The sequence below is a fragment of the Burkholderia sp. BCC1640 genome (assembly GCF_902833125.1).
GTDB lineage: Bacteria > Pseudomonadota > Gammaproteobacteria > Burkholderiales > Burkholderiaceae > Burkholderia > Burkholderia diffusa.
Genome location: NZ_CADFEF010000037.1, coordinates 1 through 13972, shown reverse-complemented (window position 1 = coordinate 13972; position 13972 = coordinate 1). Strand labels below are relative to the sequence as shown.

Genomic DNA, 13972 nt, shown 5'->3' with positions numbered 1-13972 from the left:
TCCCCCAGCAGTTCCGCAGCCCGGTTTGAACTTCGATTCGCCGGGCTTCTTTCATTGAAGGAGCGAAACATGAGCATTGCGATACGGGCTGACAAGCCCACGAAGAACAAGCCAGCGCTTCGACTCGTCGACACCAAAGGCCTCGACCGTGAAGACTGGTTGACGGTGAGGAAATCCGGGATCGGCGGTTCGGATGCTGCTGCTGCCGTTGGCCTCAACCCCTACAAGTCGCAACTGGAGTTGTGGCTCGAAAAGACTGGCCGTGATGTCGACCTCGAAAAGCCCGATCCGAAGGACACCACCCATCCAGTCTTTTGGGGGGCGCTACTCGAACCCATCGTCGCTGCAGCTTATAGCCAACAAACCGGTAATCGTGTTCGGAAGGTGAACGCAGTTCTTCGGCATCCGAGCGTCAACTTCATGTTGGCCAACCTTGACCGGGAAGTGACCGGCGCCGACGTTCAGATTCTCGAATGCAAGACCGCTGGCATTAACGGGGCGAAGCTCTGGCGGGACGGTGTTCCGGAATACGTCCAGTTGCAAGTCCAGCACCAACTCGCCGTGACCGGAAAGCCGGCTGCTCACGTCGCCGTACTCGTGTGCGGCCAGCAGCTCGACGTGCATCGCATCGACCGAGACGACGAACTCATCGAAAAGCTGATCGAACTCGAAGCTCGCTTTTGGCAGTTCGTGGAAAGCGACACTCCACCGCCTGCCGATGGCTCCGACTCGGCTGATCGTGCTCTGCGTTGCCTGTTTCCGAGAGACGCCGGAAGCACGGTCGACTTCTCCGACGACCGAAATCTATCAGCGACGTTTGCCAATCTCGTGATCGTCCGTGCCGAAATCGAGACTCGGGAAGAAGTCGAATGTCAGCTCAAGCAACGCATCCAGCAGTCAATGGGCGAGGCATCACGGGCCATCTTCGAGACGGGCGAGGTTTCGTGGAAACGCAGCAAGGACAGTTCGGGCATCGACCTGAAGGAACTTTTGGCCCATCACCCGGAAATTGCATCGCAGTACACCATCACCAAGCCCGGTTCCCGCCGTTTCCTCGTCTCAGTCTAGCCCAGGGAGGCAACCATGTTGAAAGGTCTTGCAATAACGCCGCCCGTCGTTGGGCGGATCTCGATTGGACGTGTGGTCGAGAAAAACGGCAAGCGATTGCCAGAGAAAGACGACCAGTTCACGATCACAACGCAGATTCAGAATCGTGACGGGTGGGTTTTGCACCCGTTCGACGAAGCCTTGCGCAAAGCTGGAGGTGGCGGGAAACTTCGCTCAATCCCCGTTCGTGTACTTTTCAATGACCCAGAATTGAGTCTGCGTGCCGAATACAGCTTGTTTGACCGTGAGACTGGGCGTCCGATTTGCGTTGGCAACGGCGAGACTTGCAAGCGAGTCACGAACGAAGGCGTCGAAATGTTGCCGTGTCCCTCCCCCGATGCTTGCCAATACAGCAAAGGCGGCTGCAAGCCATATGGTCGGTTGAACGTCGTGATCGGCGATGAGGACGAGCTGGGTTCCTTCATCTTCAGAACTACTTCGTTCAACTCGATTCGAAGCTTGACGGCGAGGCTCCAGTACTTCAATGCTGTTTCGGGTGGGCTGCTGGCGACGATTCCGCTCGAATTGAAGCTGCGAGGGAAATCGACGACGCAAAGCTATCGTTCGGCCATCTACTACGTCGACATCGTTGTGCAGTCAGGCTTCACGCTTGAAGAAGCGATCGCTCGTGCTCGGGAACTGGACGGTCAGCGCAAAGCTTCAGGTTTCGACCAGGCTGCGCTCGATGACGCTGCTCGGGCTGGGTTCGGAAACGGCGCTTTCGAAGAATCAGGGGAGGACGTTCCTGCGGTAGTCGAGGAGTTCTATCCTGAGGTCGGCAATCACGGCGACGCCAGCGCAGAGTCCGACAACGGTTCCGTTCCCGCCAGCCTGAAGGACAATCTCGAACGGAAGGCTGCGAAGGTGGCGGGAGGTGCGCAATGGTCTTCCTGAATGCGATCCTGTTCCTCACCGTTGCGCCGTTTCTGCTGATCGGCGTCGGCTTGGTCTGGCTGTGGCTTGGACATAAGCTGCTTTGCTGCATTCTCGGGCGCTGAGGCGCTCGTTTGCTCCTGCTTCGGCGGCGGGGGCTTTTTTTAGCTTCCATTGCCCCCCGGCCAAGGCGTCGGCGGGTCGCCAGAATCACTCTCTACTATATATTAGGAAATGCTCGACGCCGGAAACGAAGCAACGGTGTGGCTTTCCTATATCCGATCGCCCACCAGTTTTTAAAATTCGTGGGCGACGGCGGTCACTTGAGCTCGTAGCTTGCTGCTCCACTCGCCCCTTCCTGTGACGTCCGTGACACCGCCCATTCCGCTCCGTGACACAAGCGCCCCTTTTGCAGCGAGCATTGTGACGCTGTGACGGATGTGACGTGCCCAGAAACCAGCATTGAATCGGGTTCAGAATTGAACGGAGGCACGACGGCAGCCGTATCCCGAGCCGGCCCTACGTTGGTATTTTTTTCTCTGTCACATCCGTCACATTGCCACACCCCTTGTCTGGAGCTGGTTTCCAGCCGAAACGACTTGTCATGCAGACGTCACGCCTGTCACGCCCTGCCCAGATCTCTGCCGCCCGAAGCACACCCGCCGTGCTGTCTGACGAATCGCCGCTCTATCGCCAACGACACCTGTAAAATTGCCCGAACGAATCCGGTATGCAGTTCCTGACTGGCTGCAGCCTCAACATTTTTCGCCGCATCTGTCAATACGAATCTATGGCAATCAAGAAATCCGAGCTATACAGTTCCCTCTGGAAGGGCTGCGACGAACTTCGGGGCGGCATGGACGCCTCCCAGTACAAGGACTATGTGCTGGTTCTGCTGTTTGTCAAGTACGTCTCCGACAAGTACTCCGGTCAGCCCGACGCTCTGCTCGACGTCCCGACTGGTGGCAGTTTTTCCGACATGATCGCCCTGAAGGGCGACAAGGAAATTGGCGACAAGCTCAACAAAATCATCAGCAAGCTTGCCGAGGCAAACGATCTCAAGGGTGTCATCGATGTCGCAGACTTCAATGACCCGGAAAAGCTCGGCAAAGGCAAGGAGATGGTCGATCGCCTCTCCAACCTCGTGTCCATCTTCGACAACGCCGACCTCGACTTTCGGTCGAATCGTGCCGAAGGCGACGACATACTCGGTGACGCATATGAGTACCTGATGCGGCACTTTGCTACCGAATCGGGCAAGGCCAAAGGCCAGTTCTATACGCCAGCGGAAGTCTCCCGGATCATGGCAAAGGTGATCGGCATTGGTAGCGCCAAAAGCGCCGATCAAACAATCTATGACCCGACGTGCGGATCGGGATCGCTGCTCATCAAGGCACACGACGAAGCGAAAGGCACGGCGCACATAGACCTGACGATCTACGGGCAGGAAATGGACAACGCCACGTCAGCTTTGGCGAAGATGAACATGATCCTGCACGATTGCCCAACCGCCGAAGTCTGGAAGGACAACTCGCTGTCCAGCCCGCACTTCAAGCATCCGAACGGGCTGCTCAAGACGTTTGATTTTGTGGTCGCCAATCCGCCCTTTTCGACGAAAGCGTGGAGTAACGGCTTCGACCCGGCGAACGATGAATTTGGCCGGTTTGAGTTCGGCATTCCGCCTGAGAAGAACGGCGACTACGCATTCCTGCTGCACATCCTGACATCGTTGAAGAGCACCGGGAAGGGGGCGATCATTCTTCCACACGGAGTTTTGTTCCGTGGCGGTGCGGAAGGCGTCATCCGGAAGCGTATCGTGCAGCAGGGCTACATCAAGGGCATCATCGGGCTTCCGGCGAACCTGTTCTATGGTACGGGCATTCCTGCCTGCATCATCGTCCTCGACAAGGAACACGCTGCCGCCCGCAAGGGTGTTTTCATGATCGACTCCAGCAAGGGGTTCGTGAAGGATGGCAACAAGAACCGCCTACGTGCCCAAGACATTCACAAGATCGTCGACGCCTTCAACAAGCAGGCTGAGATTCCAAAGTTCTCTCGGCTTGTGCCCGTTTCGGAAATTGGCGACAACGACTTCAACCTGAACATTCCTCGCTACATCGACAGTACCGAGCCGGAAGACTTGCAGGACATCGCCGCCCACTTGCTCGGCGGCATTCCGGATCACGACATTGACGACCTCGGTCGCTATTGGGCGGTACTGCCCGGCGTTCGGAATGTCCTATTCGAACCCGCTGGACGGTCGGGATACAGTCAGTTGAAGGTTGCGTCAGGCGATGTCAAGGCAACTATCTTTGGACATTCCGAGTTCTCTGCATTCAAGGAAACGGTCAACTCGTGCTTCGCACAATGGAAGACAGAGAGCTTTCCACGTCTCACGGGCATCTCCATCGGAGGCCATCCGAAGGCATTGGTCGAGACAATCTCGGAAAGCCTGCTCGACACGTTCAAGACCGTACCGCTTCTCGATGCCTACGACGTGTACCAGCATCTGATGAGCTACTGGGCGGACACCATGCAGGACGATGTATACATGCTGGTTCATGACGGCTGGACTGCGCTGGCTGACGGCAAGCCAAACACGGACTTGATCCCGTCTTCGCTTATCGTGGCTCGATACTTCGCCGACGATACGAAGGCCATCGAACAGCTCGAAGCTGAGCGTGACGCTATCTCCCGCCAGATGGAAGAACTCGACGAAGAGCACGGCGGTGACGAAGGCCTGCTGGCCGAAGCCAAGACTGAGAAGGGCAAACTCACGAAGGTAAGCGTCAAGGCCCGTTTGGCGGAAATCAAGAAAGACGCTGACGCAGCCGACGAACGCAAGATTCTGAACGAATACCTCGAACTGATCGAGCAGGAAGCTGCGGCGAACAAGAAGGTAAAGGACGCCCAGAAGGCTCTCGATGCCAAGGTAGCGGCGCAGTACGGCAAGCTGACCGCAGTGGATACCAAGACCTTGGTTGTCGACGATAAGTGGCTAGCTACACTCGCCGCAGACGTCCAGACCGAGCTTGATCGTGTGTCTCAGGCATTGACGGGTCGTATCAAGGAACTGGCCGACCGTTACGCAACGCCGCTGCCAAAGCTTACTGCTGAGGTTGAAGTCCTTGCTGCTCGTGTTGATGAACACCTGAAGAAGATGGGGTTCGCATGGAACTGAAGCCGGGGTACAAGCGGACCGAGGTGGGAGCGATCCCGGAAGATTGGCACGTCAAGCATCTCGGTACCCTAATGGAGCGTGGTCGGCTTGGCGGTAACTACCCGAGCACCGACAGAGAATCGAGTTACCCACTGATAAAGATGGGAAATCTAGCAAGAGGTTACATCGATATAGGAAAGGTTGAGTATATCGACCGGGGTGTTACCCCGGGTCCAATCGATAGGCTTTTCTATGGAGATGTTCTCTTTAACACCAGGAACACGCTGGACCTGGTGGGAAAGGTTGCAATTTGGCGGAACGAGCTCCCGGTAGCATATTACAACTCGAACTTGATGCGACTAGAGTTCAAAGAGTCTGAAATTTCGTCCAATGCCTACGCCAACTATGCATTCAACAGTAAAAGATCGGTTTCTGCGCTCAGAGCGCTTGCAACTGGCACGACTAGCGTTGCGGCAATATACACCCGGGATCTTCTACAGCTGCGTTTCATCGTTCCACCGAAGGATGAGCAAATCGCAATTTCCATTGCCCTCTCGGACGTCGATGCACTGATCTCATCGCTGGATCAGCTCATCGCCAAAAAGCGTGACATCAAGCAGGCCACGATGCAGCAGTTGCTCACGGGTCAGCAACGTTTGCCGGGGTTTGGCGAATTGAAGTCAGAGTACAGACAGACCGAGGTGGGAGTGATTCCGGGGGATTGGAACATATCTAAAGTTGAAGAACTCGGTGAGGTTGTTACCGGTGGCACACCCTCGACTACACGGAGGGAGTATTGGAACGGCTCTTATCCGTGGATTACCCCGACTGACATTTCGACCGAGCGCGACATGTACACGTCGGACCGACTGCTAACGAGAGATGGACTAGAAGCAATACGGATTCTTCCGCCTGGATCCGTGTTGGTAACTTGCATTGCCAGTGTAGGCAAAGTTGCGATTCTGAAAACCGAGGGGAGTTGTAATCAGCAAATCAATGCGATCATTCCCAATGCTAATCATGATTCGACGTTTCTGTACTACCTGTTCTCAACGGCCAAACAGTATCTACTTGCCAATGCAGGAATCACGGCTACACCCATAGTTTCCAAGAAGACCTTTGAGAATCTCTCGGTCGTAAATCCTGAACTTCATGAGCAAAAAGCCATCGCAGCCGTCCTTTCGGACATGGACGCTGACATTACAGCACTTGAACAAAAACGAGAAAAGACCCGTGCCCTCAAGCAAGGCATGATGCAAGAATTGTTGACCGGGAGAATTCGACTCGTATGAGCACCGTCGGCCAAATCGAGAAGAAGACGCAAGAGCGTGTCGTCAAGTTGTTCCGGGACTCGCTGGGGTATGAGTACCTGGGGAATTGGATCGACCGTGTCGGCAACCGGAATGTTGACCATGGCTTGCTCGAAGGTTTCCTGAAACAACAGGGCTACGACGACGCCCTCATCTCCCGAGCTATACACCTTCTTGACAAGGCCGCCGGCGACCAAAGCAAGAGCATCTACGACCGCAACAAGGCCGTGTACGAATTGCTTCGCTATGGGGTCCAGGTCAAGCCGGAAATCGGCGAACAGGTACAGACCGTCTGGCTCATCAACTGGAAGAAGCCTCTCAGCAATGATTTCGCCATTGCCGAGGAAGTGACCGTCAGCGGCGCCGATGCGAAGGCCAACACGAAGCGTCCAGACATCGTTCTGTACGTGAACGGCATCGCTCTCGGTGTGCTCGAACTGAAGCGCTCGACCGTCTCAGTCTCCGAAGGCATCCGGCAAAACCTCGACAACCAGAAAAAGGTCTTCATCCAGCACTTCTTCTCGACGATGCAGTTCGTCATGGCTGGAAACGACACTGAAGGCCTGCGATACGGAACGATCGAGACGCCGGAGAAGTATTACCTCACCTGGAAGGAAGAAAGCCCGATCGACAACTTGCTCGACCGTCATCTTACCCAGGTCTGTAGCAAGGTCCGCTTCCTTGAACTGATCCACGATTTCATCGTCTACGACGCAGGCACGAAGAAGCTTTGCCGCCAGAACCAGTATTTCGGGGTGAAAGCGGCGCAAGACCACGTAAAGCGGCGGGAAGGCGGCATCATCTGGCACACGCAGGGCTCGGGCAAGAGCCTCACGATGGTCTGGCTTACCAAGTGGATTCGGGAGAACGTGAAGGATGCCCGTGTCCTCATCATCACCGACCGGACCGAGTTAGATGAACAGATCGAGAAAGTCTTCAAGGGCGTCAACGAGGAGATCTATCGCACGAAAAGCGGCGCCGATCTGATTGCCAAGCTCAACGCTACGACACCCTGGCTGCTCTGTTCGCTGATCCACAAGTTCGGCGGCAAGGAGGATAGCGAGGAATTCGGCGACGTTTCTGGGTACGTCGAGGAGATGAAGCGAGCGCTCCCGCCCGACTTCCGGGCCAAGGGCGACGTCTACGTTTTCGTTGACGAGTGCCACCGTACCCAATCCGGCGAGCTGCACAAGGCGATGAAGGCCATTCTGCCGAATGCAATGTTCATCGGCTTCACGGGCACGCCCCTTCTCAAGGCAGACAAGGCCACGAGCCTTGAAGTCTTTGGACGGTACATCCATACCTACAAATTTGACGAAGCGGTTCGAGATGGCGTGGTTCTCGATCTCCGCTATGAAGCACGTGACGTCGACCAGCACATCACGTCTCAGAAGAAGATCGACCAGTGGTTCGAATCAAAGACCAAAGAATTGACGGACCTTGCCAAGGCCCAGCTCAAGCAGAAATGGGGGACCATGCAGCGGGTTCTGTCGAGCCAGTCCCGGCTTGAAAAGATTGTTGCCGATATTCTGCTCGACATGGCAACCAAGGTCCGGTTGATAAGCGGCTACGGCAACGCCATGCTCGTATCGGGCAGCATCTATCAGGCGTGCAAGTACTACGAACTGTTCAGCAAGACTGACCTTGCAGGCAAGTGTGCGATCGTCACCAGCTATCGACCAGCCACTTCTGACATCAAAGGCGAAAGCACCGAAGGTCTCACCGAAAAACTGAGCCAGTATGAGATCTACAACAAGATGCTTAACTGTCAGGATCCGGAAGCATTTGAGAAGGATGTCAAGAAAAAATTCATCGACGAGCCGGGACAGATGAAGCTGCTGATCGTCGTTGACAAGCTGCTGACCGGCTTTGACGCACCTTCCGCAACGTACCTGTACATCGACAAGCAGATGCGGGATCACGGCTTGTTCCAGGCAATCTGCCGTGTGAATCGACTCGACGGAGACGACAAAGAGTATGGCTATATCATTGACTACAAGGACCTGTTCAAGAGCATCGGCAGTGCAGTTCACGACTACACCTCAGGCGCACTCGACGGCTACGACAAGGACGACGTTGCTGGACTGCTTGAGGACCGACTGACCAAGGCTCGTGAGGACCTCGAAGAAGCCCGTGAGGCTATTAAGGCGCTTTGCGAACCCGTCGAAACCCCGAAAGACACAGCGGCATATCTTCGATATTTCTGCGCCAAGGACTCCGGTAACGCTGGGCAGTTGAAAGAGAACGAACCGAAGCGTCTGGCTTTGTACAAGTTTGCAGCAGCGTTCATCCGGGCCTATGCCGCCATCGCTAGCGACCTTGAGGAAGCAGGCTACACAGCTGCGGAAATTGAGAACCTGAAGGACGAAACCAGCCATTTCGAGAAGGTTCGCAACGAGGTCAAGCTTGCCAGTGGTGACTACATCGACCTGAAGATGTACGAACCTGCAATGCGGCACCTGATCGACACGTACATCCGGGCCGACGACAGCGAGATCATTTCGGCGTTCGACGATATGTCGTTGATCCAGCTTATCGTTGAGCGAGGCGTGGGAGCGGTAGATGCGCTGCCCAAGGGGATTCGTGGGGACAAGGATGCCGTTGCGGAGACCATCGAAAACAACGTCCGGAAACTGATCATTGACGAACAGCCCGTAAATCCCAAGTACTACGAGAAAATGTCGGAACTGCTGGACGCCCTGATCGAGAAGCGGAAAACTGACGCACTCGCGTACGAGGAATACCTGGCCGAACTCGTCAAGCTGGCAAAGCAGGCACAAAGCCCGACGTCTGGATCGACTTACCCTGCCTCGCTAAAAACTGCCGAACAGAAAGCCCTGTACGACAACCTTGACAAAGACGAAAATCTGGCGGTGAACGTCGATCATGCGATTCTAGTTGCACGCCAGGACGACTGGCGCAGCAATACGATGAAGACCCGGAAAATCCGGAACGCCATCAAGTCCGTTCTGGGAGAAGGCGATGCCCGTGTCGATGCAATTCTAGACCTCGTCAAGAGTCAGCATGGATACTGAGATTTATCGGCAAATCAAGGTCAGCGGCCTGTCGGTCGAAGTTGTCCGTAAGGACATCAAGAACCTGCATCTGGGGGTGTATCCGCCCCATGGCCGGGTTCGTGTCGCCGTTCCGTTCTCGGTGAGCGACGATGCCGTTCGTCTGGCGGTGATCGGAAAGCTGGGCTGGATCCGACGGCAGCAGCAGAAGTTTGAAGCGCAGCCTCGGCAATCGAAGCGAGAGATGGTCAGCGGAGAAAGTCACTTTTTCCAGGGGCGCCGTTACCGAATCCGGGTTGTGTATCACGACGGTCCTTCGACAGTCGTTTTGCGTAACATGCGCACGATGGAGATCAAGGTTAGGCCTGGAACAGGCGTCGAGCAACGTCTGAAAATAGTCGAGCGTTGGTACCGAGAACAGTTGAAGGCGATGGTCCCCGCTCTGCTGGAGAAGTGGCAGCCGCTGCTTGGCGTCGAAGTGGCCGATTGGGGCATCAAGAAGATGAAGACCAAGTGGGGCAGTTGCACCATCGGTGCCGGTCGCATTTGGTTGAATCTTGAACTAGCGAAGAAGCCAGCCCAGTGCCTCGAATACGTGCTCGTTCACGAGATGGTTCACTTGGTGGAGCGGCACCACAATGACCGGTTCACGGCGTTGATGGATCGTCACCTATCGCACTGGCGTACCTATCGTGAAGAATTGAATCGGGCGCCGTTGGCACATGACGACTGGACCCATTGAACAGACCAGGGAACAATCGGGGAGCGCCCGTGACCACAACTTCAAACATCGATCCAGCCACGATCCAAGCCTATCGTGAAACGCATTACTGCGTGGATGGCGAGACGCCCATGACGCTTCTTGTGGGCCAGCAGAACGATGCACTTACTGCACTACACGAAGCAGCAGGCGTCGAGTCCAGTGCTTTCGTTACCGCATGGAATCCTTACAGCCGGAAATGCGATGACGAGACCAACGCCAATCGCCAGAAGGCTCTGGCTGACGAGTTGACAGCACGGAGCCTACGCTTTTTACCTGGTGTCGGTCGACACCCGTCCAGCGAGTGGGCTGAGCCGAGCTTTCTCGTGCTAGGAATCTCGCTTGAGGAAGCGAAGGCGATTGGCATGCAGCACGAGCAGAATGCCATCATATGGTCTGGGGCAAACGCAGTGCCGGAGTTGGTGTTGCTGCGGTGACAGGTCTTCGGCCTGTTCACACTGCGCACGCCCGAGTCACATTTCCTTTCCTACTTCCGACATAAAACATGGCAACCATAAAGAGGGTTCGATCTGTCGGTTCCGTCTCAAATGAATTGTTGAAGAAATCTCGTGAGGCGGCCCTGGCGGCAGTGCAGGTCTTTAACAACCCGGCAATCACGTTCAAGTCGGAGATCTTTATTGTTTTGATGGTTATCTCTTGGACGTATCTTTTACACGCCCACTACCGAAAAAAGAGAATCGAGTACCGTCACCACAGAATTGAAAATGGCCGTCGAAAGTTCGATAGAACCGCATCTGGGGCAATAAAATACTGGGAGCTTGAGAGGTGTCTTAATGATAAAGCTTCACCGGTTGATAAGAATGCTTCAAACAATTTAAGATTCCTGATAGGCCTTAGGCACGAGATCGAACATCAAATGACGAGCCGGCTTGATGAATTTCTGAGCGCTCGTTTTCAGGCTTGCTGCCTCAACTACAACGATCTAATCAAAAAACTTTTTGGTGACGAGTACGGGATCGACAAGCATCTGGCATTCAGTCTTCAATTTTCATCCTTGACAAAGGAGCATGTGGATCTACTGGGAAAAACTGAAGGATTGCCAGCTCATATTCTAGCGTTTATCACCGGATTCGACGCTAAGCTATCTGAAGAAGAGTTTAATGACCCTCGTTTTGCGTATCGCGTTCTTTTTGTAACAAAAACCGCTAACAGAAAGGGGCAGGCTGATCAGGTAATTGAATTTATCAAAGCCGACTCAGAACTCGCCAAAGGGATCAATGCGCAATATGCGGTTATAAAAGAGACAGAGCGCCCCAAATACCTACCAAAGCAGATTGTAAGTGCGATGCAGGAAGCTGGTTATCCAACGTTCAACATGCATGAACATACAAAACTCTGGAAACGTGCCGACGCAAAGAATCCAGCAAAGGGCCTAGGTGTGCAGGTGGTGACCGCATGGTACTGGTATGAGGCTTGGCTTGAACAAGTGAAGGTTCATTGCGATAGCAACGCTCACCTTTATCGGTAGATTTGATGGACTACATCAACACTCCAAGATCGTTCAAGCATCCTGAGGCGATTGCTCGTCGCCGTACGATGCTCAACCAACCATACATTACACCTCTGACGGCGTATGTGGAGTCGCTGCGGGCAAAGCATCCGACTTGGGAATTCCAGGACTTTGACCCCGCCGACGGTGGAGTTGAGGCGGATATGCTTTTTTTGCTCGAGAAGCCCGGACCGATGACGTCGAGCACGGGTAAGCGAAAAGGCTCCGGATTTATCTCCCGCAACAATGATGACCCGACGGCTGAAGCCCTGTTTCAGTTCATGGTCGAAGCGAACATCGAGAGAAGGCGGACGGTGCTCTGGAACGTTGTGCCGGGCTGGAACGGTACCACTAAAGTCAGCGTTGTGGAATGCAGGGAAGGATTGCAAGAGGTGAAGAATCTCGTTGGCCTGCTGCCTAGACTAAGGACCGTCGTTCTCGTTGGTCGCAAAGCAGGAAAGGCAGAGGAGTTCATGCGATCTTTGCGGTTCGAGGTGTTCACATCAGCCCATCCGTCGCCCAAGGTCAGAAGCACCAACCGAGCGATGTGGGATCTCATACCGAAGCAGTGGGCGGCAGCGGCCGAATCTGGCGATAATGAGGGCGGCTAATGAACAAGAACGAAATTCTCTACAAATGGATTCCCTATCGACTTCAGGCCATTGACAGTATGATGTGGGCTTACAATATACACAACGAACTCAGTTCACCAAAAGAGATGAAGGTATTTGTAGATGGGAAGCAAATCCTCCAAGGCAACGTGAACGCACTTTTAAACCCCTTAATCGAAGTTGGGTTCATTCACGCAAGATCTTTATTAGAATTTTTAGGCTTGAATTCCGAGAAAGGGAAGCTTGTTGCGGCAAAAAATCGTCGCCGAGACGATATCGCCATCGAGCACTTTGAAATTAATGGCGTGGCTTTAACGAAAGTCCCGCCATCTATAGCATTAAACACCTATAATGGCCCTAAGGACCAAGCGGAGCGAGCGCTGGTGTCTATTTTTGAACTTGCCAACAAAGGACTAGCTCATCTCTCAAGTGCATTTCCTACCGGGTACACGAACGTTGATCTTGAGATCGCACATAAGGGTATCCGAATTCTATTGAATAACAATCTGTACATCAAATTAGGAATTCAGATACCAGAGCCACCTAGACCATAGGCTAATGATCCAAATAATGGACTTTTGGCGATACATGGCGACGTCCTCGACGAGCTTCGACGCAGAGACGTATTGCTCTCATCGAACAACGCGACCGGTGACTACACCGAATGGCTAGTCACCGAACGTCTCCGACTACACCTAAACAAGAGTGCCGAGAAGGGATACGATGCCACGGACGTTGATGGTGTCAGGTATCAGATAAAGGACCGCAAGATTTCGCACTCAAACTCATTGATGCAACTCGGCGTGATCCGGGATCTGGACAAGCAAGAATTCGACTTATTGATCGCTGTCGTATTCGAACCCGACTGGCAGGTCAAGTGAGCTGTGAAAGTTCCGCATGGCGTAATCGCAGGATTGGCCAATCACCGGAAGCATGTGAATGGCCATGTAACAGCCGTGACGATCTACGCCACGTCATTGGTTCCGCTCATCCCTTGCCCTGCTTGGATTGTGACGGTGTGACGGTTGTGACATTGATGAAGACGCTACCCGTTCCACGGACTACGCTTGGGGCCGTCGTCGGCTGATCATCGGGTCGTTTCTCGCTAGCATTATTAAAATTTTTCTCGTCACAAACGTCACATCGTCACAACGCCATCTGTCTGGGCTTCTGGCAGGAGCAATGGCCATGACGGCCCTGTCACGACCGTCACGCCACCATCTAATCAGGTCGACTGCGTGCCCGTCGCCTGCGCTTCCGGGTCGAAGCCGACGATTCGACTGCTGATCCAGTAGGCCCGTTTGGGGCCACCAGACAGCCCCGGTATCCGACGGGTCCCAACAGTATCCTGCTCGAGCAGTCCGTACTTGCGCAACACGCCCACAACAAACTTAGCGTCCAACCCTGCGCAAACCTGCTTCCGAAAGGGCTCTGCCAGCACGTAGAACATACCCTCATCGCCCTCAGGCTCGCAGCAGTATCCGGCACGGTTGGGAACAGTATGTTTACGCCGACCGGAAATTGAGCCACTTGTAGGGATCGCGCCGACTGAAAACTGAGCCGGGCAATCAACCTATCCTGCTAGTTTTTCAGGCAGGGTGTTTGGGGATGATCCCGATGACCATGA

Annotated in this window: 11 protein-coding genes; 10 read left to right on the top strand and 1 reads right to left on the bottom strand. The window is 54.3% G+C overall.

Annotation, left to right across the window (positions count from 1 at the left end):
• Nucleotides 1–69: 69 nt before the first annotated feature.
• From HWX25_RS29035 to HWX25_RS28990, 10 genes are all read left to right on the top strand, one after another.
• Nucleotides 70–1068, top strand: a complete 999-nt coding sequence (locus HWX25_RS29035; protein ID WP_175911894.1) for a lambda-exonuclease family protein — start codon at nucleotides 70–72, stop codon at nucleotides 1066–1068.
• 15 nt (nucleotides 1069–1083) lie between these two features.
• Complete coding sequence (locus tag HWX25_RS29030) at nucleotides 1084–2001, top strand: hydrolase or metal-binding protein (RefSeq protein ID WP_175911893.1); 918 nt, start codon at nucleotides 1084–1086, stop codon at nucleotides 1999–2001.
• A gap of 709 nt (nucleotides 2002–2710) precedes the next feature.
• Nucleotides 2711–5161, top strand: coding sequence for a type I restriction-modification system subunit M (locus HWX25_RS29025; RefSeq protein WP_244138808.1), 2451 nt, complete (start codon nucleotides 2711–2713; stop codon nucleotides 5159–5161).
• Nucleotides 5152–6432 (top strand): restriction endonuclease subunit S, encoded by a 1281-nt coding sequence (locus HWX25_RS29020; protein WP_175911892.1) that lies wholly within the window; start codon nucleotides 5152–5154, stop codon nucleotides 6430–6432. Before HWX25_RS29025 ends, HWX25_RS29020 begins: the two co-directional genes overlap by 10 nt.
• Nucleotides 6429–9485, top strand: coding sequence for an HsdR family type I site-specific deoxyribonuclease (locus tag HWX25_RS29015; RefSeq protein ID WP_175911891.1), 3057 nt, complete (start codon nucleotides 6429–6431; stop codon nucleotides 9483–9485). The genes HWX25_RS29020 and HWX25_RS29015 overlap by 4 nt, the downstream gene beginning before the upstream one ends.
• Nucleotides 9475–10206: a SprT family zinc-dependent metalloprotease gene (locus HWX25_RS29010; RefSeq protein ID WP_175911890.1), complete on the top strand. Its 732-nt coding sequence runs from the start codon at nucleotides 9475–9477 to the stop codon at nucleotides 10204–10206. Before HWX25_RS29015 ends, HWX25_RS29010 begins: the two co-directional genes overlap by 11 nt.
• A gap of 29 nt (nucleotides 10207–10235) precedes the next feature.
• Nucleotides 10236–10661, top strand: coding sequence for a DUF3293 domain-containing protein (locus tag HWX25_RS29005; RefSeq protein ID WP_244138807.1), 426 nt, complete (start codon nucleotides 10236–10238; stop codon nucleotides 10659–10661).
• A gap of 68 nt (nucleotides 10662–10729) precedes the next feature.
• The gene (locus HWX25_RS29000) at nucleotides 10730–11713 is read left to right on the top strand and encodes a DUF3644 domain-containing protein (RefSeq protein ID WP_175911889.1); all 984 of its coding nucleotides are present in this window, start codon (nucleotides 10730–10732) and stop codon (nucleotides 11711–11713) included.
• A gap of 5 nt (nucleotides 11714–11718) precedes the next feature.
• Nucleotides 11719–12345: a uracil-DNA glycosylase gene (locus tag HWX25_RS28995; RefSeq protein WP_175911888.1), complete on the top strand. Its 627-nt coding sequence runs from the start codon at nucleotides 11719–11721 to the stop codon at nucleotides 12343–12345.
• Nucleotides 12345–12899: a hypothetical protein gene (locus HWX25_RS28990; protein ID WP_175911886.1), complete on the top strand. Its 555-nt coding sequence runs from the start codon at nucleotides 12345–12347 to the stop codon at nucleotides 12897–12899. Before HWX25_RS28995 ends, HWX25_RS28990 begins: the two co-directional genes overlap by 1 nt.
• A gap of 671 nt (nucleotides 12900–13570) precedes the next feature.
• On the opposite strand, the gene HWX25_RS28985 is transcribed toward HWX25_RS28990, so the two are convergent.
• Nucleotides 13571–13795 (bottom strand): hypothetical protein, encoded by a 225-nt coding sequence (locus tag HWX25_RS28985; protein ID WP_175911885.1) that lies wholly within the window; start codon nucleotides 13793–13795, stop codon nucleotides 13571–13573.
• Nucleotides 13796–13972 lie beyond the last annotated feature (177 nt).